The sequence below is a fragment of the Stutzerimonas stutzeri genome, from assembly GCF_051028275.1.
Taxonomy (GTDB): Bacteria; Pseudomonadota; Gammaproteobacteria; order Pseudomonadales; family Pseudomonadaceae; genus Stutzerimonas; species Stutzerimonas stutzeri_AS.
The window spans coordinates 4005347-4028013 of the sequence record NZ_CP069269.1 but is presented as its reverse complement, the minus strand read 5'-3'; the positions used below and the strand labels follow the sequence as shown (position 1 = coordinate 4028013).

General features: G+C 60.5%; 28 protein-coding genes. 8 read left to right on the top strand and 20 right to left on the bottom strand.

Features of this window, described 5'->3' with window-relative positions; genetic code table 11:
• Positions 1–34: 34 nt before the first annotated feature.
• Positions 35–289, top strand: coding sequence for a hypothetical protein (locus tag JQR87_RS18740; RefSeq protein WP_407294342.1), 255 nt, complete (start codon positions 35–37; stop codon positions 287–289).
• An 8-nt stretch (positions 290–297) separates the two neighbouring features.
• The gene (locus JQR87_RS18735; RefSeq protein ID WP_407294344.1) at positions 298–843 is read left to right on the top strand and encodes a lipocalin family protein; all 546 of its coding nucleotides are present in this window, start codon (positions 298–300) and stop codon (positions 841–843) included.
• A 40-nt stretch (positions 844–883) separates the two neighbouring features.
• Here the strand turns inward: JQR87_RS18735 and JQR87_RS18730 are convergent, their stop codons facing one another.
• The gene (locus tag JQR87_RS18730) at positions 884–1315 is read right to left on the bottom strand and encodes a hypothetical protein (RefSeq protein ID WP_407294346.1); all 432 of its coding nucleotides are present in this window, start codon (positions 1313–1315) and stop codon (positions 884–886) included.
• 77 nt (positions 1316–1392) lie between these two features.
• Here JQR87_RS18730 and pip point away from each other — a divergent pair, with 77 nt between their 5' ends.
• Positions 1393–2364 (top strand): prolyl aminopeptidase, encoded by a 972-nt coding sequence (gene pip, locus JQR87_RS18725; protein WP_407294347.1) that lies wholly within the window; start codon positions 1393–1395, stop codon positions 2362–2364.
• Positions 2364–2801, top strand: a complete 438-nt coding sequence (dtd, locus tag JQR87_RS18720; RefSeq protein WP_407294349.1) for a D-aminoacyl-tRNA deacylase — start codon at positions 2364–2366, stop codon at positions 2799–2801. The genes pip and dtd overlap by 1 nt, the downstream gene beginning before the upstream one ends.
• Positions 2802–2821: 20 nt before the next feature.
• Here dtd and JQR87_RS18715 read toward each other — a convergent pair whose 3' ends face one another.
• From JQR87_RS18715 to ubiE, 10 genes are all read right to left on the bottom strand, one after another.
• Positions 2822–3241: a UPF0158 family protein gene (locus tag JQR87_RS18715; protein ID WP_407297896.1), complete on the bottom strand. Its 420-nt coding sequence runs from the start codon at positions 3239–3241 to the stop codon at positions 2822–2824.
• A gap of 98 nt (positions 3242–3339) precedes the next feature.
• The gene (locus JQR87_RS18710; protein ID WP_407294350.1) at positions 3340–4047 is read right to left on the bottom strand and encodes a 16S rRNA (uracil(1498)-N(3))-methyltransferase; all 708 of its coding nucleotides are present in this window, start codon (positions 4045–4047) and stop codon (positions 3340–3342) included.
• The gene (gene tatC, locus JQR87_RS18705; protein WP_407294351.1) at positions 4044–4847 is read right to left on the bottom strand and encodes a twin-arginine translocase subunit TatC; all 804 of its coding nucleotides are present in this window, start codon (positions 4845–4847) and stop codon (positions 4044–4046) included. The genes JQR87_RS18710 and tatC overlap by 4 nt, the downstream gene beginning before the upstream one ends.
• A complete protein-coding gene (gene tatB, locus JQR87_RS18700; RefSeq protein ID WP_407294352.1) occupies positions 4844–5233 on the bottom strand; it encodes a Sec-independent protein translocase protein TatB in 390 nt (129 codons plus the stop codon). The genes tatC and tatB overlap by 4 nt, the downstream gene beginning before the upstream one ends.
• A gap of 6 nt (positions 5234–5239) precedes the next feature.
• Entirely contained in the window at positions 5240–5470 is a 231-nt protein-coding gene (gene tatA, locus JQR87_RS18695) for a twin-arginine translocase TatA/TatE family subunit (RefSeq protein WP_407294353.1), read from the bottom strand.
• Positions 5471–5494: 24 nt separating this feature from the next.
• Entirely contained in the window at positions 5495–5827 is a 333-nt protein-coding gene (locus tag JQR87_RS18690; protein ID WP_407294354.1) for a phosphoribosyl-ATP diphosphatase, read from the bottom strand.
• A complete protein-coding gene (gene hisI / locus JQR87_RS18685; RefSeq protein ID WP_407294355.1) occupies positions 5820–6215 on the bottom strand; it encodes a phosphoribosyl-AMP cyclohydrolase in 396 nt (131 codons plus the stop codon). The genes JQR87_RS18690 and hisI overlap by 8 nt, the downstream gene beginning before the upstream one ends.
• A 49-nt stretch (positions 6216–6264) precedes the next feature.
• Positions 6265–7875, bottom strand: coding sequence for a ubiquinone biosynthesis regulatory protein kinase UbiB (gene ubiB, locus JQR87_RS18680; RefSeq protein ID WP_407294357.1), 1611 nt, complete (start codon positions 7873–7875; stop codon positions 6265–6267).
• Positions 7872–8495: a ubiquinone biosynthesis accessory factor UbiJ gene (locus tag JQR87_RS18675; protein ID WP_407294358.1), complete on the bottom strand. Its 624-nt coding sequence runs from the start codon at positions 8493–8495 to the stop codon at positions 7872–7874. Before JQR87_RS18675 ends, ubiB begins: the two co-directional genes overlap by 4 nt.
• Complete coding sequence (ubiE, locus tag JQR87_RS18670; RefSeq protein ID WP_407294360.1) at positions 8495–9265, bottom strand: bifunctional demethylmenaquinone methyltransferase/2-methoxy-6-polyprenyl-1,4-benzoquinol methylase UbiE; 771 nt, start codon at positions 9263–9265, stop codon at positions 8495–8497. The genes JQR87_RS18675 and ubiE overlap by 1 nt, the downstream gene beginning before the upstream one ends.
• Positions 9266–9441: 176 nt before the next feature.
• On the opposite strand from ubiE, the gene JQR87_RS18665 reads away from it, so the two are divergent.
• Positions 9442–9720: a polyhydroxyalkanoic acid system family protein gene (locus JQR87_RS18665; protein WP_407294362.1), complete on the top strand. Its 279-nt coding sequence runs from the start codon at positions 9442–9444 to the stop codon at positions 9718–9720.
• Between the two features lie 20 nt (positions 9721–9740).
• On the opposite strand, the gene JQR87_RS18660 is transcribed toward JQR87_RS18665, so the two are convergent.
• The 4 genes from JQR87_RS18660 to trmL form a co-directional block, all read right to left on the bottom strand.
• Positions 9741–10115, bottom strand: coding sequence for a gamma-butyrobetaine hydroxylase-like domain-containing protein (locus JQR87_RS18660; RefSeq protein WP_407294364.1), 375 nt, complete (start codon positions 10113–10115; stop codon positions 9741–9743).
• Positions 10116–10174: 59 nt separating this feature from the next.
• Entirely contained in the window at positions 10175–11521 is a 1347-nt protein-coding gene (hslU, locus tag JQR87_RS18655) for an ATP-dependent protease ATPase subunit HslU (RefSeq protein WP_407294366.1), read from the bottom strand.
• A gap of 28 nt (positions 11522–11549) precedes the next feature.
• Complete coding sequence (gene hslV, locus JQR87_RS18650; RefSeq protein ID WP_407294367.1) at positions 11550–12086, bottom strand: ATP-dependent protease subunit HslV; 537 nt, start codon at positions 12084–12086, stop codon at positions 11550–11552.
• A gap of 196 nt (positions 12087–12282) precedes the next feature.
• Positions 12283–12744, bottom strand: coding sequence for a tRNA (uridine(34)/cytosine(34)/5-carboxymethylaminomethyluridine(34)-2'-O)-methyltransferase TrmL (trmL, locus tag JQR87_RS18645; protein WP_407294369.1), 462 nt, complete (start codon positions 12742–12744; stop codon positions 12283–12285).
• Between trmL and JQR87_RS18640 the strand changes: the two genes are divergently transcribed.
• Complete coding sequence (locus JQR87_RS18640; protein WP_407294370.1) at positions 12743–13198, top strand: hypothetical protein; 456 nt, start codon at positions 12743–12745, stop codon at positions 13196–13198. The genes trmL and JQR87_RS18640 overlap by 2 nt on opposite strands.
• 34 nt (positions 13199–13232) lie before the next feature.
• Here the strand turns inward: JQR87_RS18640 and ntrC are convergent, their stop codons facing one another.
• From ntrC to glnA, 5 genes are all read right to left on the bottom strand, one after another.
• Positions 13233–14669, bottom strand: a complete 1437-nt coding sequence (ntrC, locus tag JQR87_RS18635; RefSeq protein WP_407294372.1) for a nitrogen regulation protein NR(I) — start codon at positions 14667–14669, stop codon at positions 13233–13235.
• Positions 14666–15748 carry a nitrogen regulation protein NR(II) gene (glnL, locus tag JQR87_RS18630; protein WP_407294374.1) on the bottom strand — a complete coding sequence of 361 codons (1083 nt, stop codon included), beginning with the start codon at positions 15746–15748 and terminating at the stop codon, positions 14666–14668. The genes ntrC and glnL overlap by 4 nt, the downstream gene beginning before the upstream one ends.
• A 167-nt stretch (positions 15749–15915) precedes the next feature.
• A complete protein-coding gene (locus tag JQR87_RS18625) occupies positions 15916–16548 on the bottom strand; it encodes a DUF4124 domain-containing protein (protein ID WP_407294376.1) in 633 nt (210 codons plus the stop codon).
• Entirely contained in the window at positions 16545–17072 is a 528-nt protein-coding gene (locus tag JQR87_RS18620; protein ID WP_407294378.1) for a DUF4124 domain-containing protein, read from the bottom strand. Before JQR87_RS18620 ends, JQR87_RS18625 begins: the two co-directional genes overlap by 4 nt.
• A gap of 184 nt (positions 17073–17256) precedes the next feature.
• On the bottom strand, positions 17257–18663 hold the full coding sequence (gene glnA / locus JQR87_RS18615; RefSeq protein ID WP_407294379.1) for a glutamate--ammonia ligase: 1407 nt from the start codon (positions 18661–18663) through the stop codon (positions 17257–17259).
• Positions 18664–19018: 355 nt separating this feature from the next.
• On the opposite strand from glnA, the gene thiI reads away from it, so the two are divergent.
• Together thiI and typA are read left to right on the top strand one after the other, a co-directional pair.
• On the top strand, positions 19019–20473 hold the full coding sequence (gene thiI, locus JQR87_RS18610) for a tRNA uracil 4-sulfurtransferase ThiI (RefSeq protein ID WP_407294381.1): 1455 nt from the start codon (positions 19019–19021) through the stop codon (positions 20471–20473).
• Positions 20474–20641: 168 nt separating this feature from the next.
• Positions 20642–22462: a translational GTPase TypA gene (gene typA / locus JQR87_RS18605; RefSeq protein ID WP_407294383.1), complete on the top strand. Its 1821-nt coding sequence runs from the start codon at positions 20642–20644 to the stop codon at positions 22460–22462.
• Positions 22463–22667 lie beyond the last annotated feature (205 nt).

Sequence of the window (22667 nt, the reverse complement as noted above, 5' to 3'; positions counted from 1 at the left end):
CACGGCCAGTTGCCGATAAACAAAGGAACCTGTCATGTCGTTGCGCCATCTGTCACTGATCACTGCCGTAATCGTGCTGGCTGCATGCAGCCCAGTGACTCAGGAGAATTTCGCCAAGCTGAAGGCCGGGATGCCCCGTGCCGAGGTTGAACAGCTGCTGGGCAAGCCGGGCGAATGCGCCGGTGCGCTGGGCATGTCGAGCTGCACCTGGGGGCAGAAGAATCGCTTCATCAGCATTCAGTTTGCAGGCGACAAAGTCATGATGTTCTCTGGCCAAGGCTTGAAATAGGGGGTGCTATGCGTCTATTCGTTGCGATGTGTTCAGCGCTGCTGATCGCCGGCTGTGCTGGCTCCGGTGCGGATGTCGACGGGCCGGAAACGGCCGGACAGGTCAATCTTGAGCGCTACCAGGGGACCTGGTACGAGCAGGCGCGGCTGCCCATGTTTTTTCAGCGCAATTGCGTCCGGTCGCAGGCCAGTTATCGTCTGCAGGAAGACGGCAGTGTCGCGGTGACCAATCGTTGCGAAACAGAAGAGGGTGAATGGGAGCAGGCCGAGGGCGAGGCGGTTCCCCAGCAGGAGGGCCAGACGGACAGACTTTGGGTGCGCTTCGATAACTGGTTCAGCAATCTTTTCCCGAGCCTGACCAAGGCGCATTACTGGATTCTCTATCTGGCCGACGACTACAGCGCGGCGCTGGTGGGAAGCCCGGACAGGGATTACCTCTGGCTGCTTTCGCGGGAAAAAGACATCGATGCTGCGACCCGTGACCGTTTACTCGACGAGGCGCGTAAGCGTGGCTATGACACCAGCGAGCTGATCTGGCGCGGAGAGTCGGGCTGAGTGCTCGCCAGTGACGGCACAGACCGCAGCTATACCCGCGTCAGTCCCAGCTCAATCGTGCCAGCTGCCATCGACCGTCGGTTAGCCACCATTCGAGTCTGACGTCGTAATGCCCGAGCCGCTGGGGCAGGAGTGCTTCAGCGCCGGTCAACGCCACCTGAGCTTCGCTATAGCCTTTGTCGCGATAGGTGGGGTCGATCCAGCTGCGGCTGTTGAGCGCGATCACGCGCACATTGCGATGGCGCAGGAACATCAGGGTCGCTGTACGGCGCACCCAGTCCCGGTCCAGCTCCCGATTAGCGCTGAACTCGTTGTGGACGAGGTCCATGAGCTGGGAAGTGTCCTTGTTCTCGATGCTGCTCTGGAGTGAATCAACCGCTGCCTTCAGTGCAGCCTCCGGATCATCGCGACCGCATCCCACCAACAGTACCGCCACCGTCACGAACGCGACGGCTAATTTCCATACGGGCATGCCTAACCTCTCGAACCTCGTTATGATGCCGGAAACGTCAGGCGGTCCTCACCCGCGTACCGATCATGGAGTGTGCCATGCAGACCTTGTATCCGGAGATCAAACCCTACGCCCGGCATGAGCTGGCGGTCGAAGCGCCGCATGTGCTTTACGTCGACGAGAGTGGGTCACCGGAGGGCCTGCCTGTGGTCTTCGTTCACGGTGGCCCAGGCGGCGGTTGTGATGCGCTGAGTCGACGCTTCTTCGATCCCAACCTTTACCGCATCATCACCTTCGATCAGCGTGGCTGCGGTCGTTCCACCCCTCACGCAAGTCTCGAAAATAACACCACTGCGCACCTGATCGCGGACATGGAGCACATCCGTGAATTTCTCGGCATCGACAAATGGGTGCTCTTCGGTGGCTCCTGGGGCTCGACGCTGTCACTGGCGTATGCGCAGTCCTTTCCAGAGCGCGTCCATGCGCTCATCCTGCGCGGGATTTTTCTCTGCCGACCGAAGGATCTCCAGTGGTTCTATCAGGACGGTGCCAGCCGGTTGTTCCCTGATTATTGGCAGGACTACATCGCGCCGATCCCACCGGAGGAGCATGGTGATCTGATGCAGGCGTTCTACAAACGTCTGACCGGCACGGATCAGATTGCCCAGATGCATGCGGCTAAGGCCTGGTCGTGCTGGGAGGGCCGCACTGCCACCCTGCGGCCCAATACTCAGGTGGTCGATCGCTTTTCCGATACGCATCGGGCATTGGCGATGGCGCGCATCGAATGCCATTACTTCGTCAATCAGGCGTTCCTGGAGCCCAATCAGCTGCTTCGCGACATGCACAAGATCGCGCATCTGCCCGGCATCATCGTCCACGGCCGCTACGACGTCATCTGCCCACTGGACAATGCGTGGGAGCTGCACGAAGCATGGACGAACAGTGAGCTGCAGATCATCCGCGAAGCGGGGCATTCGGCTTCCGAGTCCGGGATCTGCGATGCACTGGTCCGTGCCGCTGCCCAAATAGCCCAGCGTCTGCTCGATCTACCACCCGAAGAAGCCTGATGAAGGCCCTGATCCAGCGCGTAAGACAGGCGAGGGTCGAGGTGGCGGGCGAGACAGTAGGTTCCATCGACCAAGGGCTGTTGGTGCTGTTAGGGGTGGAGCGGGAAGATGATCAGGCGCGTGCCGATAAGCTCCTGCACAAGCTATTGCGATACCGGGTTTTCAGCGATGAGAACGGCAAGATGAACCGTTCGGTGGCAGATGTTGGCGGTGGGCTGTTGCTGGTTTCTCAGTTCACCCTGGCGGCTGACACAAGCAGCGGCCTACGGCCGAGCTTTTCAACGGCCGCACCGCCGGAACTCGGCAGAGCACTCTACGACTATCTGGTCGCTCAAGCGCGCTTGCAGCATGCGCAGGTGGCATGCGGCCGTTTCGGTGCCGACATGCAGGTGCACCTTCAAAACGACGGGCCGGTGACCTTTCTGCTGGAGAGCTGAGGGCTGACGCCAGTGCCAGGTCAGCGGCTCGACGGTTCGAGCCCGTTTTCGTGCAACCAGGTGATCGCATATTCACGTAGCTGCACGGTCTGGTATTCCAACCAGGCCTGGCGGACCGCCGGGAAGTCTTCCAGCTTGAAGTCGAAGGTGCGCAGCGGCTTGCGTCCCTGCAGTGCATTGCTTAGAACGGCATGGGCGTTCGGGTCATGCTGCGTGAAGAGAAACGCCTCGCGCATGGCGATGGACTGCGGTAAGCCGAGCGGCTCGATATGCAGGTAACGGTCATCCTGCACGTCATACTTCTCATTGACGCCCGGCGCTGCTTCGCCAGGGAACACCGCACGAATCTCACCTGACTCCAGGTCCAGGTAGTGCTCCGTGGCATCGCGATTGTCCAGCGCGTATTCCAGGCGGTGAAGGTCGATGGTCAAGGGTCGCATGGCTACAACTGTCATCAGGGTTCACTGTCTCTGACCCGTGTGCACCGAGTACGTGCACTACGTTTATCGGTACTGCGTCTCAATTCTAGAAACGCGGGTCAGAACAGGCGCGCCAGCAGGGCGCTGACGGCGGTTTCCACGCGCAGGATGCGCTCGCCGAGCTGAACGGGCTGCAAGCCGGCATCGGTCAGTTTCTCGACTTCGTAGGGTATCCAGCCGCCTTCCGGCCCAATGGCCAGGGTCACCGGTTCGATCAATGCCCGAGGGCAGGCTGGGTATTCGCCTGGGTGGCCGACCAGGCCGCGGGTACCGGCGACGAGTTGTGGCAGGCGGTCCTCTACGAAGGGCTTGAAGCGTTTCTCGATGATGACTTCAGGCAACACGGTATCGCGCGCCTGCTCCAAACCGAGCAGCAGCTGCTCGCGGATGGCCTGCGGTTCTAGAAAAGGCGTCTGCCAGAAGCTTTTTTCCACTCGGTAGCTGTTGAGCAACACAAGCCTGGGCACGCCCATGCTGGCTATGGTCTGTAGCACGCGGCGCAACATCTTTGGGCGGGGCAACGCCAGCAGCAGCGTAACGGGTAATTTGGCTGGTGGGGCTTGCTGGAGCTCAATCTTGAGTTCGGCTTCGCTAGGGGTCAAACGTAGCAGGTGCCCTTGGCCCATCTCGCCACCGATAAGCCCGACACGCAAACACTCACCCGCCTCGGCGCGGTGAACCTCGTGAATATGCGTCAGGCGGCGGTCTCGCAGGACTACCCGGTCGGCGGCAACAAAGTCGGCCGCCTCCAGTAACAGCAGATTCACGGGTGCGAAGCAGGTGGCTGATCGCCGTGGTGGGGCTCGCTGCCCTCTGCGTCGCCTTGGAATTCCTCTTCGCGCTTCTTCACCATGCTGCCGCAGAGCAGCCCGGCTTCGAACAGTATCCACATAGGGATGGCGAGCAACGCCTGAGAGAACACATCCGGCGGTGTCAGTACCATGCCGACGACGAAGCAGCCGACGACGACGTATGGACGGCTCTTGCGCAGGCTGGCTACGTCGACGATGCCCACCCAGATCAGCAGGAAGGTCGCCACTGGAATCTCGAACGCGACGCCAAAGGCAAAGAACAACGTCAGGACGAAATCAAGGTACTGGCCGATGTCGGTCATCATCGCCACGCCTTCCGGCGTCACGCTGGCAAAGAAGCCGAACATGATCGGGAAGACGACGAAGTAGGCGAATGCCATGCCACCGTAAAAGAGGAAGATGCTTGAGATCAGCAAAGGGACCGCCACGCGCTTTTCATGCTTGTACAGGCCGGGAGCAATGAAGCTCCAGACCTGATGCAGGATGACCGGCATCGACAGGAACAGCGCCACCATCATGGTCAGCTTGAAGGGCGTCAGGAACGGCGAGGCGACACCGGTGGCAATCATGGTCGCGCCTTCAGGCAGGTACGCCCTCAGTGGGGCGGCGACCAGTGCATAGATCTGCTGTGAGAAGTAGAACAATGCGCCAAACAGCAGCAAGATTGCTACCACGCAGCGCAGCAGACGCTTACGCAACTCCGTCAGGTGGGCAACCAGCGGCATTTCCTGATCATCGGTGGATGTTTTGCTCATGGCTCAGGCGATTTGTCCGGGCGAGGTATGGGGGCCGTGTCGGCGGGTTTGGCTTCGGCGGGCGCTGCCGCTTCGGAAGGGGTAGCATCCGGTGGCGGTGTAGCCGATTGTGGGGACGGCGTGCTGTTTGCGCTGGGCGAACTGGGCATGATGCTCTGCTTCATTTCCCGCTCGAGGTCGAGGATGCGCTCGTTGTGCAGCTGACGGCGAATCTCGTCGGCGCCAATCTCGCGCTCGACTTCGGACTTGATGCTCGCAAAGCTGCGCTTGGCGCGCCCGATCCATAGACCTGCGGTGCGTACCGCACCAGGCAAGCGTTCCGGACCCAGCACGAACAGCGCAACCAGGCCGATCAGCAGCAGCTCGGTAAAGCCGATATCGAACATGGCGCCTCAGTTCTTCTTCGTCGGTTCTTCGACCTTGCGGGCCTCGGCATCAATGGTATGACTCTGCTTATCGTCGACGCTGGGCTTTTCGTCGTCGGTGCCCATTGACTTGCGGAAGCCCTTGATTGCGTCGCCCAGGTCCGAGCCCATGCCCTTGAGGCGCTTGGTGCCGAAAAGCATGACCACGATGAGCAGAATGATCAGGAGTTGCCAGACGCTGATTCCACCAAAACCCATGCTGCAGTACTCCGAAGTTGTGTATCAGGGTTGCGGGCGAGCGGCTTTTTCCGCGTGCCCAGAGAGACCGAACCGCCGGTCCAATTCGTCCAGTACCGCCTGTGGATGCTGATCCAGCGCGGCCAGCATGACCAGGCTATGAAACCAGAGGTCGGCGGTTTCGTAGATCAGATCACTGGCGTCACCGCTGCTGGCGGCATCCTTGGCTGCCAGTATGGTTTCCACCGACTCCTCGCCGACTTTCTCGAGAATCTTGTTGAGTCCCTTGTGATAGAGGCTGGCGACGTAGGAACTGTCCGGTGCGGCACCCTTACGGGCCTCTAGAACCTCGGCCAGACGGGAAAAAGTATCACTCATGCGTGTGCTCCGCGTATATCGCGTGCGGGTCCTTTAGAACCGGTTCGACGGTCTTCCACTCGTCATTCTCAAGGACTCGATAGAAACAGCTTTCCCGGCCGGTGTGACAGGCGATCCCACCGATCTGTTCGACGATCAATACGATTACGTCGGCATCACAATCCAGGCGCAGCTCGTGAAGATGCTGCACGTGGCCAGATTCCTCCCCCTTGCGCCACAGCTTGCCACGCGAACGTGACCAATAGATGGCGCGGTTCTCTTTTGTGGTCAGCTCCAGCGACTCGCGGTTCATCCAGGCCATCATCAGGATGCGCCCGGTCTGATGGTCCTGGGAGATTGCCGGCACCAGGCCGTCCTCGTTCCAGTTGATTTCGTCCAGCCAGTTCATCGAATTCTCCATTCAATGCGCCAAGTGTGCCAGCCCTGCAGGCGGGTGGCTATCGGCGCACCACGATGTAAATGCCGGTCGCGAGCATCAACCAGGCGGGCCAAGCGGCAACCGCTGAAAAGCTTTCTGCGCCAGCGGCCAGCGTGGCACCTCCGCCCAGCAGGGCCGCACCGACGAGGCGCAACGGCCAGTGATGACGATGCTCCCGCCAGGGAGGCGGCAGGTTGTTCGCGTGGGGGCCCGACATGCGCTCGAGCAGTTCACGGGTCATGCCGGCCAGGTGCGGCAATTGCTCGATCTGCGCCTGGGCATTCTTCAGCAACTGCTTGGGGCTCATGCGTTCACGCATCCAGCGCTCGAGGTAGGGCTGTCCCGTCGCCCACAGGTCCAGCTCGGGGTACAGCTCCCGGCCCAGGCCTTCGATGTTCAGTAGCGTTTTCTGGAGCAGGACCAGCTGCGGCTGGACCTCCATGTTGAAGCGGCGCGCAACCTGGAACAGGCGCACCAGTAGCTGACCGAAGGAAATGTCCTTCAGCGGTTTCTCGAAGATCGGCTCGCAGACGGTACGGATTGCCGCCTCGAACTCGTTGACCTTGGTCTCCGCTGGCACCCAGCCCGAATCGATATGCAGTTGCGCCACCTTACGGTAGTCGCGGCGGAAGAATGCCATCAGGTTGCGTGCCAGGTAGTCCTGATCTTCCGGGGTGAGGCTGCCGACGATACCGAAGTCCACCGCAATGTATTGAGGGTTCCACGGCTGATGGGAGCTGACAAAGATGTTCCCGGGATGCATGTCGGCATGGAAAAAACTGTCGCGGAAGACCTGGGTGAAAAAGATCTCCACGCCGCGCTCGGCCAGCTGTTTCATGTCGGTGCGCTGTTCTGCCAAACGCTTCATGTCGGTCACTGGTACGCCGTAGATGCGCTCCATGACCAGCACCTGTGAGCGGCAATAGTCCCAGTAAACCTGAGGGACGTAGAGCAGCGGAGAACCTTGGAAGTTGCGCTTGAGCTGACTGGCGTTGGCCGCCTCGCGCAACAAGTCGAGTTCGTCGTAGATTGTCTTGGCGTAGTCGTCGACCACTTCCACCAAATGCAGGCGGCGGGCTTCGTTCGAGGCGCGTTCAGCAGTCTTCGCCAGCAAGAACAACCAGGCAATGTCCTGACTGATGATGGGCCGCAAGTTCGGCCGGACAACCTTGACCACCACTTCTTCGCCGCTGCGCAGTCTGGCGGCATGGACCTGGGCAACCGAGGCAGACGCCAGTGGCTTGCTGTCGAACCGAGCAAACACCTCGCTCACTGGCGCGCCCAGCGCCCGCTCGATGAGCGCAGTGGCGACAGCCGAATCGAACGGAGGCACTCGGTCCTGAAGCATGGCCAGCTCTTCGGCGATGTCCAGCGGCAGCAAATCGCGTCGGGTCGAGAGAATCTGGCCGAACTTGATGAAGATCGGGCCGAGCCCCTCGAGCGCCAGGCGTAGGCGCGCGCCTCGGGAAAGCGCAGTGCGGCGGCGTGGTAGCCAGCGCCATGGCAGCAGATAGCTGGTCGCACGCAGCCACCACGGCATCGGCAAGTCGAGGATGATGTCGTCCAGCCGGTAACGGATCACCACCAGCAGGATGCGAAACAGGCGGCGGGCCGCGGCGAACAGCTTCATTCGGATCGGTCTGGTTTCGAAAGGTGAGTGAGCCGCTCGATACGGGCTTCGAGTCGGTCGAGGTCGAGCTTGAGGCGGTCAAGTTCGGCGAAGCGCGTTTCGGCCTCAGCCGTGCCGACCAGCATCCGTGATTCTTCGCTGAGGTAGTCCGCCAGGTTCTGCTGCAGGCTGTCAGCGCTTTGTCGAAGCCATGCGGACTGGCTGCGCGCGCTGGCGCCCAAGAGGTGCGCGCCGACCGGCCCCAGCCAGCGTGCTACCTCGTATTCCCAGTCCAGCTCCAGGTCTTGCAGGACCTCGGCCAGACTGATCAGCACGCTGCTGTCCCCTTCGATCTCGACGTCTGGGCCGTGCAGGATCGTCGTCTTGTTGCGGGTGGTCGCCAGGCGCATCAGGCTAGTGGCGGACGCACGCAGGCGGCAATCCGCGTCGCTGCCCCATTGCGCAGCCAGCCGCAGGCCATCGTCATCGGCCAGGATGAACAATCGCCAAGCCGGTGCCGTGCAGTCGATCTCGATGATCCGGCCGCTGAGCCTGGCCAGCCGCGGTAAGGCGGTCGGGTCCAGGCGCAGTACGCTGTTGATGCCGCGCTCGGCGCCGGCCAGCAGGGCAGCGCGCAGCATCAGGGTTTGATGCCGCGGTGCAAAGCGACGATGCCGCCAGTCATGTTGTGATAGGTGACGCGCTCGAAGCCGGCGTCGGCCATCATGCCCTTGAGTGTTTCCTGATCCGGGTGCATGCGGATCGATTCGGCCAGGTAGCGGTAGCTCTCGGAATCGTTGGTGATCAGCTTGCCCATCATCGGTAACAGGCTGAACGAGTAAGCATCGTAGGCCTTCGAGAACAGCTGATTGGTCGGTTTGGAAAACTCCAGGACCAGCAACCTTCCGCCCGGCTTGAGCACGCGCAGCATGGACGCAATGGCGTCCTCCTTGTGCGTCACATTGCGCAGGCCAAAGGCGATGGTAACGACGTCGAAATGATTGTCAGGGAAGGGCAGCTTCTCGGCGTCAGCCTGGACGAACTTCACGTTGCCCGCCACGCCCTTGTCGAGCAGGCGGTCGCGTCCGACTTTCAGCATCGAGGCGTTGATGTCGGCCAGTACGACTTCGCCGGTAGGCCCGACGATGCGCGAGAACTGGCGTGCCAAGTCGCCTGTGCCGCCAGCGATGTCCAGGACGCGGTTGCCATGGCGGACACCGGAAAGCTCGATGGTGAAGCGCTTCCAGAGGCGATGCACGCCGCCGGACATCAGGTCGTTCATCAGGTCGTACTTGGCGGCGACTGAATGGAAGACCTCGGCCACCTTCTGCGCTTTTTCGCTCTCCGGCACGTTCTTGTAGCCGAAGTGGGTAGTGGGTTCTGCGTCACGCTCTATGCGGGGATCGGTCATGTCACTGTCACCGGAAGAATGTGCCCGCATTCTAAACCTAAATGCACCGTCGAGCGCCAAGCGGCGAGCGTCAAGTCAGCGCAGACCTAAGCGGCCGGGCGCAGCCCGACGGCCGGTTGCATGGAGCGGCAACTGATATAGTGCGCGCCTTTTTTAACCCGTCGTCAGGAGTCGCAATGGCCCGCATCATCGTCGAGCGCAACCACAACCTTGGCCTGGCCGCCGCCCGCGAGAAGGCCGAGCAGGTGGCAGCGAAGCTGGTGCGAGATTACGGCGTGCGCTGTGAGTGGCAGGGAGACGTGCTGGAAGTTCGTCGCAGCGGTGCTGATGGGCGTATCGAGGTCGAGGATGATCGTGTTCGAGTGCAGCTCGATCTAGGCCCGCTCCTGGCTGTCATGGGCAGCAGTGTTCAGGCGCAGCTCGAACGAGCGCTGGACAAGGCGCTGCAAGCCTAGGTCAGGGATCGCACCAAACATCAGAGCATCAGTTTGACCGGCGAGATATCCGGGTCCCGCGACTTTCCGGCGGCGGCAAGCGCGTCGAGGTAGTCCGCCCACATCTGCTGCTGTTCGGTCGCCAGCCGGTAGAGATAGTCCCAGCTGTACAAGCCGCTGTCGTGGCCATCGCTGAAGTTCAGCTTCAATGCGTACTGTCCAGCCGGCTCGATTCCTTCAAGCGCGACATTGATTTTGCCGGTCTGCAGCACAGGGTTGCCGTGACCCTGCACTTCGGCGGAGGGCGAATGGACGCGCAGAAACTCAGCGGGCAGCACGTAGCGCTCGTCGGTACCGTACTCCAGCTCCAGTGTTTTCGACAGCTTGTGTAGCTTGATTGCGGTGGGGATACGCATCGATGGCTCCAGACAAAAGCGCCGGGCCTCGTTCACGAAGACCCGGCGCAGCTGCTTGCTTAAAGGATGTAGCGCGACAGGTCTTCGTCTTCAGCCAGTTCGCCGAGGTGGCTGTTGACGTAGGCGGTGTCGATGCGGATCGGTTCGCCGTTCTGCTGCCCAGCCAGGTCCCCGGCGCTGAACGATACCTCTTCAAGCAGGCGCTCCAGCAAGGTATGCAGGCGGCGAGCGCCGATGTTCTCGGTCTTCTCGTTGACCTGCCAGGCGATCTCGGCCAGCCGCTTGATGCCATCGTTGGTGAACTCGATTCCCAACCCCTCGGTTTTCAACAGCTCGCGGTACTGTTCGGTCAGCGAGGCGTGCGGCTCGGTGAGGATGCGTTCAAAATCTTCCGGCGACAGGGCCTTGAGCTCGACACGTATCGGCAGACGACCCTGAAGTTCCGGTACCAGATCGCTGGGCTTGGACAGATGGAACGCGCCCGAGGCGATGAACAGGATGTGGTCGGTCTTGACCATGCCCAGCTTGGTGTTGACCGTGCTGCCTTCAATGAGGGGCAGCAAGTCACGCTGGACGCCTTCGCGGGAGACGTCTGCGCCACTGGTGTTGCCGCGCTTGGCGACCTTGTCGATCTCGTCAATGAAGACGATGCCGTTCTGCTCCACCGCTTCCAGGGCGCGGGCTTTGAGTTCTTCCTCATTGACGAGACGAGCGGCTTCTTCATCACGGACCAGCTTGAGCGCGTCCTTGATCTTCAGCTTGCGGCTTTTCTTCTTGCCCTTGCCCATGTTGGAGAAAAGATTCTGTAGCTGACTGGTCATTTCCTCCATGCCCGGCGGCGCCATGATCTCCACACCAGCCGGGCTCTCGGCCACCTCGATGTCGATTTCCTTGTCATCAAGCGAGCCTTCGCGCAGGCGTTTGCGGAACAGCTGGCGCGTATTGGAATCGGTGCTCTGCACGGGTTGCTCGTCGTTGAAGCCGGCCGGGCGGGCCTGTGGCAGCAACGCGTCGAGGATTCGCTCTTCGGCAGCGTCTTCGGCGCGATGGCGCATCTTCACGACTTCCTGCTCACGCAGCATCTTCAGCGCGGCGTCGGCGAGATCGCGGATGATAGATTCCACATCGCGGCCTACATAGCCGACCTCGGTAAACTTGGTCGCTTCGACCTTGATGAATGGCGCATTGGCGAGTTTGGCCAGGCGACGGGCGATCTCGGTCTTGCCGACCCCGGTGGGGCCGATCATCAGGATATTCTTCGGGGTCACTTCCGGGCGCAGCTCGGCAGAGAGCTGCATCCGCCGCCAGCGGTTGCGCAGAGCAATGGCGACGGCACGCTTGGCGTCGTCCTGGCCGATGATATGGCGGTTGAGTTCGTGGACGATCTCGCGGGGCGTCATGGACATGGTGCGGTACTCCGGGACTCGAGGGCGATCAGATCGCGCTGTCGAGCTCCTCGATGGTGAGATTCTGATTGGTAAAGACGCAGATATTGCCGGCGATGTTCAACGCGGTCTCGGCGATGTCCTGTGCGGACATGCTCTCGTCGCCCTTTTGCATTAAGGCCATCGCGGCGGCCTGGGCGAAACCGCCACCAGAACCCATGGCGATCAGGTCGTTTTCCGGCTGCACAACGTCGCCGTTGCCGGTGATGATCAGCGAGGCGTCCTTGTTCGCAACGGCCAGCATGGCCTCCAGGCGGCTCAGCGAGCGATCGGTCCGCCAGTCTTTCGCCAGTTCAACGGCAGCGCGCACCAGATGGCCCTGGTGCTTTTCCAACTGACCTTCGAAACGCTCGAACAGGGTAAAGGCGTCAGCAGTGGCACCCGCGAAGCCCGCCAGTACCTGGCCGTGATAGAGGCGCCGAACCTTCTTGGCGTTACCTTTCATGACGGTATTGCCGAGGGATACCTGGCCGTCGCCGCCCATGACGACTTTGCCGTTGCGGCGTACTGAAACGATGGTGGTCAAAGGAAAAATCTCCACGCAGCGGGGCGATGAATGCCCGAATGCGTTTGATATGGGGGACGCTGCCGCGCATTTCAACCAATGCGAGGGAATCGCGTCCGGTCCAGGTATCAGCCTGCCGACGCAACTCGGTCCGCCATGCAACGCGTGCTGATTGTTACTGATCCGAGCGTTAGGATCTGCGGGTGGCGAGGCTGCGCTATTGCAGCGCGAAATCCAGCTGTCGCCAGGCCTCGTATACCGCGACGGCAACCGTGTTGGACAGGTTCAGGCTACGGCTGTCAGGCCGCATCGGCAGGCGAAGGCGCCGCTCATTGGGCAGGGCGTCGCGGATGTCCGGCGGCAAGCCGCGGCTTTCGGGGCCGAACAGGAACGCATCGCCGCGTTGGAACCGAACCTCGTGAAACGGCTGCGAACCTTTGGTGGTAAAGGCGAACAGGCGCGGGTGGTCAAGGCTTTCAAGGCAGCTGTCAAGATCGGCGTGTCGCTTGAGTGGCGCGTACTCGTGATAATCCAGACCGGCACGGCGCAGCCGCTTGTCATCCAGTTCGAAGCCCAGTGGCTCGATCAGGTGCAGGCTACAACCGGCATTGGCGCAGAGCCTGATAATGTTGCCGGTATTCGGCGGAATTTCCGGTTGAAAAAGGATTACGTGAAACATGCGCGGCACCGACTCTGAAAACGACCGGCATTCTACTGCGGCAGGCGACCCTGCGGCTGACAACCCGCTACCTCGCCTTCGCCGGCGCTTTTTCGGCTCGCTGGTGCTGCTTGGGTTATTGTTTGGCTCGTTTCTCGGCCACGTTTTTCGGCCTGGCCCGGTGGAGCTGTTGCGCGTCGAGCCGGTAGCGAGCGGGCTGCAGCTGTGGTTCAACCGCGAGCCGGAGCTCTACAGCCAGGACGTCGACGGCGCCGTCGGGATGCTGTTCCAGTCCAGGGGCAACGCTGATGCCGGGCGTATAGAGATGGACGGCACCAGCGTCGGCTGGCGCGTGCAGACGACAGAGAAGGGGTTGTTGCTGCATTTCGTGGCGACCCGACCGCTTGTAGCCAGCTGGTCGGGTGAGAAGAGCAACGGTGAGTGGCGCCTGCTAGTGCAGGTCAGGCCGCGTTGAAGTGCTCCCGCTTGCTGCGTTTTTGACTGCCGGATCAGGCGTCGTCTCCTTCGTCTTCGTCGGTGCTGTCTTCGCCCATGCCCAGTTCCTTGATCTTGCGCGTCAGGGTGTTGCGTCCCCAGCCCAATAGCAGCGCTGCATCGCGGCGGCGGCCAGCGGTGTGCTTGAGTGCGGTTTCGATCATGATGCGCTCGAAGGACGGCACCGCTTCGTCAAGCAGGTTCGACTGGCCCCGAGCCAGCGCCAGGTCGGCCCAATGCCGCAGCGCCTGCTCCCAATTATTCGATGGCATGGCATCGGCTGGCTGATTGAGCAGTTCCGGTGGCAGGTCATCGATATGCACCTCGCGCCCGGACGCCATCACCGTGATCCAGCGGCACGTGTTTTCCAGCTGCCGCACGTTACCCGGCCACGGCAGGTTCTGCAGATATTCCTCGGTTTCGGGCTTGAGCAGCTTGGTCTCGACCGAGAGTTCTGTTGCCGCATTGGCAAGAAAATGCGAGGCCAGCGTGGGGATGTCTTCGCGTCGGTCGGACAGGCGTGGGATATGGATGCGGATAACGTTCAGGCGATGGAACAGGTCCTCGCGGAACTTGCCGGCCTGGACCAGGGTTTCGAGATTCTGGTGCGTCGCCGCGATGATGCGCACGTCCACCTTGACCGGCGTGTGTCCGCCCACTCGATAAAACTCACCGTCCGCCAATACGCGTAGGAGACGGGTTTGGGTGTCGGCTGGCATGTCGCCGATTTCGTCGAGAAACAGGGTGCCGCCATCGGCCTGCTCGAAACGCCCGCGCCGCTGATTGGCGGCGCCGGTGAAGGCGCCTTTCTCATGACCGAACAGCTCGGACTCCATCAGATCTTTCGGGATCGCGGCCATGTTCAGCGCAATGAACGGCGAAGCCGAACGTGGACTGTGGCGATGCAACGCATGGGCAACCAGTTCTTTGCCGGTGCCGGACTCGCCGTTGATAAGAACGGTGATGTTGGAGTGGGAGAGACGGCCAATCGCGCGAAACACCTCCTGCATCGCCGGTGCTTCACCGATGATTTCTGTTGTGTGGCGCTGATCGACAGGCGCTTTGAGACCCTGCTGCTCTCGGGCATGCTGATTGGCGCGCTTGACCAGGGATACGGCTTCATCGACGTCAAATGGCTTGGGCAGGTATTCAAACGCCCCTCCTTGATAGGAAGCCACTGCGCTGTCGAGGTCCGAATGCGCGGTCATGATGATCACCGGCAGGCGCGGATAAAGGTCGCGAATCTGCGCTAGCATGTCGAGACCGCTGACGCCCGGCATGCGAATGTCAGAAATGATCACGTCCGGCTGCTGCCGCGCGAGCTTCGCTAGCACGCCATCGGCGCTGTCGAAGCTCTGGGTGGTCATGCCTTCCTGCTGCAGCGCTTTCTCCAGCACCCAGCGGATGGAGCGGTCATCGTCGACAATCCAGACAGTTTCGCTGCGGCTCATGCGGTTGGTACTCCTTGCTCCAGCGGTAGGAAGATCGAGAACGCGGTGTGCCCGGGATGGCTTTCGCATTCGATCAAGCCCTGGTGCTGACTGATGATGTTCTGGGTAATGGCCAGGCCGAGCCCGGTGCCATCAGGGCGGCCGCTGACCATCGGATAAAAAAGCGTGTTCTGCAGTTCGGCGGGAATGCCCGGCCCGTTGTCGATGATTTCGATGCGTGAAACCAGACGGTGGCGAATGTGGCCGATGGTGAACTGGCGCAGGGTGCGGGTCCGCAAGGTCAGTCTTCCGAGGCCAAGGTCGGTTTGTGCGGCCATGGCCTGCATGGCGTTGCGCATGATGTTGAGCACGGCCTGGATCATCTGCTCGCGGTCCATCAGGACCTCGGGAATGCTTGGGTCATAGTCGCGCACCAAAATGATGCTGCCTTGGCATTCGGCTTCGATCAGGCTTGCCACGTGTTCCAACACCTCGTGGATGTTGGTCATCGACAGCGACGGTAATTTGTTCGAGCCAAGCATCCGGTCGACGAGATTACGCAGGCGATCAGCCTCCTCGATGATAACGCCGGTGTAGTCTTTCAGATGCTCCTCCGGCAGCTCGCGAGCCAGCAGCTGGGCTGCACCGCGAATGCCGCCAAGCGGGTTCTTGATCTCATGAGCAAGCCCGCGGACGAGCAGCTTGGTGGTTTCCTGCGTCGACAGCTGCGCCTCTTCCTTAGTGATGCGCAGCAGCCGATCACGCGGCAGTACCTCGAGCAGGAGCATCGTCTCTTGCTTCGTCAGTACTGGTGTGACGGCGTAATCCACGGTGAGCGACTGGCCACTGGCAGAGGTGAGGGTCGCTTCCCGCTTGGTAAAGGGGTGGGCCTCTTCCACAGCCAGGCGCAGTGCGGCCAGAGCCTCGGAGGACTCAGTAAAGAGTTCGCTGATGAACTGGCCATGGCTGCGCTGGCCGCTGACGGCGAGCAGCATTTCGGCAGCGGGGTTCATGTATTCCAGGCGCAACCGCGAATTCAAGAGAAGGGTGGCGGTGGTCAGGTTCTCGATCAGCAGGCGCTGTAGGGCTTCGTTGATCATGGCAGTCTGCATCCGGGATGTGAGTCGGGAAATGCAAGAAGCAAACCAAGGCGCTCCTTTTCGGCGCGGCGCCGGGTGGACTAGCGCTCCAGAGAGGGGCGTCAGCTGAAAAGGGCGGTGCTAAACGAGATGGTCCATTCTGCGCACCATTATGGTGCTGAGGATGATCACAGAAAGGGCACGAATGGAATATCTTTCTTTTCCTTCGGCTTATCCTTGATAAGGCACTCGGGACGGACGCCGTAGTCCGCCTTTTTGCAGGGATTGACCATGCGCCGCTGCGCTAGGGAGGTGCGCATCATATGGAACACATGAGGCGTGCTGGATTGCAGGCTTTCGCCCTGGCCGTCGATAACCTCGACCACCAGCTGATGGCTGCCCCTGTCGATGTTCTGCAGCATCATCACAGGGCTTTCGCCTGGCGCACCCACGGGTACGCCGTCGAGCAGCAGCCGATACTGATGGCCGGGATGCAGGGCAGGGTCGCTGGTCACGCTGACGGCCAGCTCGCCTGCGTTGTTGCGAATGGTGGCGTCAGACTCCGGCTGCACGACCGCGAGCATCGTGTAGCCGGGCGTGGCCGCCTTCAAGACCTTGACCGCCTGCTTTGGTGGCGGTACGGGCTGTGCGGCCATGCTGTTGGCCGGTTTGGTCTCGACCTGTTCCGCCGCACGGCCACCGGGGCGGTCAGTGAATACCCGATTGCCTTCGGCGTCGATATAGCTATAGATCGCGGCGCTCGCAGGCGCTGCGAGCGCTAGTAACAGACCCAGGAGTCCAAGCCGTGCGGTGTGCTTCATCGGCGCGCCGGGCTGGAGGTATGGACGCGCTGGACGGTGAATTGCTCCTTGGCGCGTCGCACGACCTCCTCTCCATTTATTACTTCGACCTCAAGCAGGTGGGTGCCTCGATCTACGTTAGTAAGCTGCAGTGAGGTCTTGCTGCTGGGTTGTCCCTGAGGAACACCGTCGAGCAGGAAGCGGACCTGGTGCCCCTGTTTCAAGGGTGGATCGAGTTGGGCGTTGACAACAAAGGTGCCGTTGTTAGCGCGCAGCGCCTGCTCGTCCGGTATACCCCCGATCGCGAGGCTCCGATAGGGCTGCTGACGCTGCTGTTCGCTCTGCTCGTTCGCCAGCGGCGGCGGAGCGTCGGGCGTCTTGATGTCTACGGTATTGGCGGGGGGAAGATTGACGGCGTCTGCGTTCACGCCTTCGGGCGGTTGATTGGTGAAGACGGTGTTGCCCTTGTCGTCAGTGTATTTGTAGATCTGCGCCATGGCTGGCGCCATGATCATGACTAGCAGGCTGAACAATGCAATGCGCATGGGAAGCTCCGCGGTAGGGATGACTGGAAGCCTTGCACCGCTCTGGCGGCTAGGCAAGTGCGACCGTTGCGATTTGAGATCGACGCCACTCCGGTCGTCTCTGGTTGCGTCGGTATCTTGGATAGGGACACTTCAGAAACGAAAAAGCCTCCCGAAGGAGGCCTTTTCTGTCACGCGTACCGGATTAGACGCTGTAGTACAGGTCGTATTCCAGCGGATGAACGAAGGTACGGACCTTGATTTCTTCCTCGCTCTTCAGCTCGAGGTAGGCATCGATGAAGTCGTCGGAGAACACGCCGCCCTTGGTCAGGAACGCACGGCCCTTGTCGAGTTCTTCCAGGGCTTCCTTCAGGCTGCCGCAAACCTGCGGGATCAGCTTGCCTTCTTCCGGCGGCAGATCGTAGAGGTTCTTGTCAGCTGCATCGCCAGGGTGAATCTTGTTCTGGATACCGTCCAGGCCAGCCATCAGCAGTGCGGCGAAGCACAGGTAGGGGTTGGCAGCCGGATCCGGGAAACGCGCTTCGATACGGCGGGCTTTCGGGCTGGATACGTAAGGGATACGGATCGAGGCGGAACGGTTGCGAGCCGAGTAGGCCAGCATGACCGGCGCTTCAAAGCCCGGAACCAGGCGCTTGTACGAGTTGGTCGACGGGTTGGTGAAGCCGTTCAGAGCCTTACCATGCTTGATGATGCCGCCAATGAAGTACAGGGCGGTCTCGGACAGGCCAGCATAGCCTTCACCGGCGAAGGTGTTCTTGCCGTCTTTGGAGATCGACATGTGCACGTGCATGCCCGAACCGTTATCGCCGTACAGCGGCTTCGGCATGAAGGTAGCGGTCTTGCCGTAAGCGTCGGCAACGTTGTGCACGCAGTACTTCAGGGTCTGAACTTCGTCAGCCTTGTTGACCAGCGTGTTGAACTTGACGCCGATTTCGTTCTGGCCGGCAGTCGCCACTTCGTGGTGATGCACTTCGACAACTAGGCCCATCTCTTCCATGGCGTTGCACATGGCAGTACGGATTTCGTGGTCGTGGTCGCACGGCGGAACCGGGAAATAGCCGCCTTTGACGGCTGGGCGGTGGCCCTTGTTGCCGCCTTCGATGTCGGCGTCGGTGTTCCAGGAACCCTGCTCGGAGAAGATCTTGAACATGGAGCCGGAAATGTCGGACTTGAACTTCACTTCGTCGAAGATGAAGAACTCGGGCTCCGGGCCAACGAATACGGTGTCACCGATACCGGTGGACTTGAGGAACTCCTCGGCGCGCTTGGCGATGGAGCGCGGGTCGCGGTCGTAGCCCTGCATGGTGCTCGGCTCGACGATGTCGCAGACCAGGATCAGGGTCGGTTCTTCGGTGAACGGATCCAGCACGGCGGTTTCGTCGACCGGCATCAGGATCATGTCGGAGGCTTCGATGCCCTTCCAGCCATGGATGGACGAGCCGTCGAACATCTTGCCATGTTCGAAGAAATCTTCGTCGTGAGCATCACGCGCCGGAACGGTCACGTGGTGCTGCTTGCCCTTGGTGTCCGTGAAGCGCAGATCAATCCACTTCACATCGTAATCTTTGATCAGTTGAAGCGACTTCGACATGGTGCTCTCCAAGTGGTGGAAGCGTTGACAGATGCTTCCGAAATCTAGGGGTGAAGCCGAGCGGGAAATACTCCGCCAAGGCGACCTGCCTCACAAGGGAGCAAATTGCATGCCAGTGCTCCGAGATGGTTCCGGGCGGGCTTATAAAGGCCATTCGGCGTGCTTTCGACCACTTGTCGGGCATATATCTACAGTACAGTGCACTTAGTTGGTGCGCTGATCAGCTTGATTGTTCCATTTAAGTGCATGGTAAGCGGAGAGCCACGAATCCGATAAAACTGACTAAAGCTTGATCAAATTCCGATATACTCCGCGCCCCTCTTTTTACGCCGTGTCGGCGCATGCGCTGTATTCAATGAAGCTGATCGTCAAGGTTTTCCCCGAAATCACCATCAAGAGCCCGCCGGTACGTAAGGGCTTCATTCGCCAGCTGGCGAAGAACATCCGTACCGTATTGCGCGACCTCGATCCCGAACTGCGGGTGGAAGGGGTGTGGGACAACGTCGAGGTGGAAACGGCGCTCAGCGACGCGAAGATTCTGCAGCACATGATCGAGCGCCTGCGTTGCACGCCGGGCATCGCCCATTGCCTTGAAGTGCACGAATACCCGCTGGGCGATCTGGATGACATTGTCGCCAAGTGCAAGGCGCACTATGCCGATCGGTTGAAGGGCAAGATTTTCGCCGTGCGCTGTAAACGCGCCGGCAAGCATCCGTTCAGTTCGATGGATGTAGAGCGCCATGTCGGTAGTGAGCTTCGGATTCAGTGTGGCGGGGCCGGCATTTCCTTGAAAGCGCCTGAAATCGAGGTGCGGATGGAAATCCGCGACCAGCGCCTGTTCGTCGTACATGCGCAGCACGACGGTATTGGTGGCTACCCGCTGGGCGCGCTGGAGCAGACGCTCGTACTGATGTCCGGTGGTTTCGACTCCACGGTGGCGGCCTATCAGATGATGCGCCGCGGGCTGATGACGCACTTCTGCTTCTTCAATCTGGGTGGCCGTGCCCATGAGCTGGGTGTGATGGAAGTCGCCCACTATTTATGGAAGAAGTACGGCAGCTCGCATCGCGTACTGTTCATCAGCGTGCCCTTCGAAGAAGTCGTGGGTGAGATCCTTCAGAAGGTCGACAACAGCCAGATGGGTGTGGTCCTTAAGCGCATGATGTTGCGCGTCTCGACCCAGATTGCCGAGCGTCTCCATATCGATGCCCTGGTCACCGGCGAAGCGATTTCTCAGGTGTCCAGCCAGACCCTGCCAAACCTGTCGGTGATCGACTCGGCGACCGACATGCTGGTGCTGCGCCCACTGATCGCCAGCCACAAGCAGGACATCATCGACACCGCCTTTGAGATCGGTACGGCCGAGTTTGCCAAGAATATGCCCGAGTACTGCGGTGTGATCTCGGTGAACCCGACCACCAAAGCCAAGCGCTATCGCGTCGAACACGAGGAAAAGCAGTTCGACATGGCTATCCTAGAGCGCGCCCTGGCCAATGCTCGGCAGGTGGCGATCGATCGAGTGATCGACGAGTTGGGTCAGGATGTGCAGGTTGAAGAAGTCGTCGAGGCCCGTGCAGGTCAGGTGGTCCTCGACATTCGCCATCCAGACCTTGCCGAGGACGAACCTCTGGAAATGCAGGGCATCGAAGTGCAGACAATGCCTTTCTATGCGCTGAACAACCGCTTCAAGGAGCTGGATGAGAATCGCCAGTACCTGCTGTATTGCGATAAAGGTGTCATGAGCCGCCTGCATGCTCATCATTTGCTGAGCGAGGGGCATGTCAATGTGCGCGTTTATCGTCCGAACTAAACAGCCCGGCCTGCTGGGCGGCAGTATCCGCCACCGCCCTCCCGACCTGCTTCGCGGCTAACTGCCGCGACACGTCGTTAACGATCTGCAATTCCTTCATCCGATTTTTTGCGTTGGGCCGCTTGATGCATTTGCCGAGTAGCCCCACCCCACTACGAGACCACTACTGTGATCGAGAATCTACGTAACATCGCCATCATCGCCCACGTTGACCATGGCAAAACCACCCTGGTCGACAAGCTCCTGCGTCAGTCCGGCACCCTGGAGCGCGGCGAGCTCAACGACGAGCGTGTGATGGACTCCAACGACCAGGAAAAAGAGCGCGGCATCACCATCCTGGCCAAGAACACTGCCATTCGCTGGAACGAGTACCGCATCAACATCGTCGACACCCCCGGCCACGCCGACTTCGGCGGTGAAGTCGAGCGCGTGATGTCGATGGTCGACTCCGTACTGCTGCTGGTCGACGCGCAGGACGGCCCGATGCCGCAAACCCGCTTCGTGACCAAGAAAGCCTTCGAAGCCGGTCTGCGTCCGATCGTCGTCATCAACAAGGTTGACCGTCCGGGCGCACGTCCTGACTGGGTTCTGGACCAGATCTTCGACCTGTTCGACAACCTCGGCGCTACCGAAGACCAGCTGGACTTCCAGGTCGTCTACGCCTCGGCCCTGAACGGCATCGCCGGCCTGGATCACACCGACATGGCCGAAGACATGACTCCCCTGTATCAGGCCATCGTTGACCACGTACCGGCCCCGCAGGTCGACATCGACGGCCCGTTCCAGATGCAGATCTCCGCGCTGGATTACAACAGCTTCCTCGGCATCATCGGTGTCGGCCGTATCGCCCGTGGTCGCGTCAAGCCGAACACCCCGGTCACCGCCATCGACATGCATGGCAAGAAGCGTAACGGCCGTATCCTCAAGTTGATGGGTCACCACGGTCTGCACCGCGTCGACGTTGAAGAAGCCACCGCTGGCGACATCGTCTGCATCAGTGGTTTCGACGAGCTGTTCATTTCTGACACCCTGTGCGACATGAACAACGTCGAAGCGATGAAGCCGTTGACCGTCGACGAGCCGACCGTTTCCATGACCTTCCAGGTCAACGACTCGCCGTTCTGCGGTAAGGAAGGCAAGTTCGTCACCAGCCGTAACATCAAGGAACGTCTGGACAAGGAACTGCTGTACAACGTGGCCCTGCGCGTCGAAGAAGGCGACTCTGCCGACAAGTTCAAGGTCTCTGGCCGTGGTGAACTGCACCTGTCGGTACTGATCGAGAACATGCGCCGCGAAGGCTTCGAGATGGCCGTAGGACGTCCGGAAGTTATCATTCGCGAAGTGGACGGCGTCAAGCACGAGCCGTTCGAGAACGTCACCATCGACATCCCTGAAGAAGCGCAGGGCAAGGTCATGGAAGAGATGGGCCTGCGCAAGGGTGACCTGAGCAACATGGTGCCGGATGGCAAGGGCCGTGTTCGCCTGGAATACAACATCCCGGCTCGTGGTCTGATCGGCTTCCGTAACCAGTTCCTGACGCTGACCAACGGCGCAGGCATCCTGACCTCGATCTTCGACCGTTACGACGTGATGAAGTCCGGCCACATGTCCGGCCGTCAGAACGGCGTACTGGTTTCGGTCGAAACCGGCAAGGCGCTGACCTACTCCCTGGAAACCCTGCAGGCGCGCGGCAAGCTGTTCGTCGAACACGGCCAGGAAATCTATAACGGTCAGATCGTTGGCCTGAACAGCCGTGACAACGACCTGGGCGTCAACCCCACCAAAGGCAAGAAGCTCGACAACATGCGCGCTTCGGGCAAGGACGAAACCATCGCCCTGGTTCCGCCAGTCCGCTTTACCCTGGAGCAGGCTCTGGAATTCATCCAGGATGACGAGCTGTGCGAAGTGACGCCGAAGTCGATCCGTCTGCGCAAGAAGATCCTCGACGAAGGCGAGCGTAACCGCGCTGCCAAGAAAGCCAAGGCCTGATAGGGCTTAGCTGTACAAAAAAGGCGCCTTAGGGCGCCTTTTTGCTGGGTCTGAAATCCCACCCAATCGCTGCTAATCCCGAAAGTTCCGTGCTTAATGTTAGGAATGTGACGCTGTTAGCGCTTTGCTCTCACTTCCAATATCGCCGGTAGTTGTCCGGTGATGGCATAACGCCCATCATCGCCGTCCTCCGCTTTACCGAACC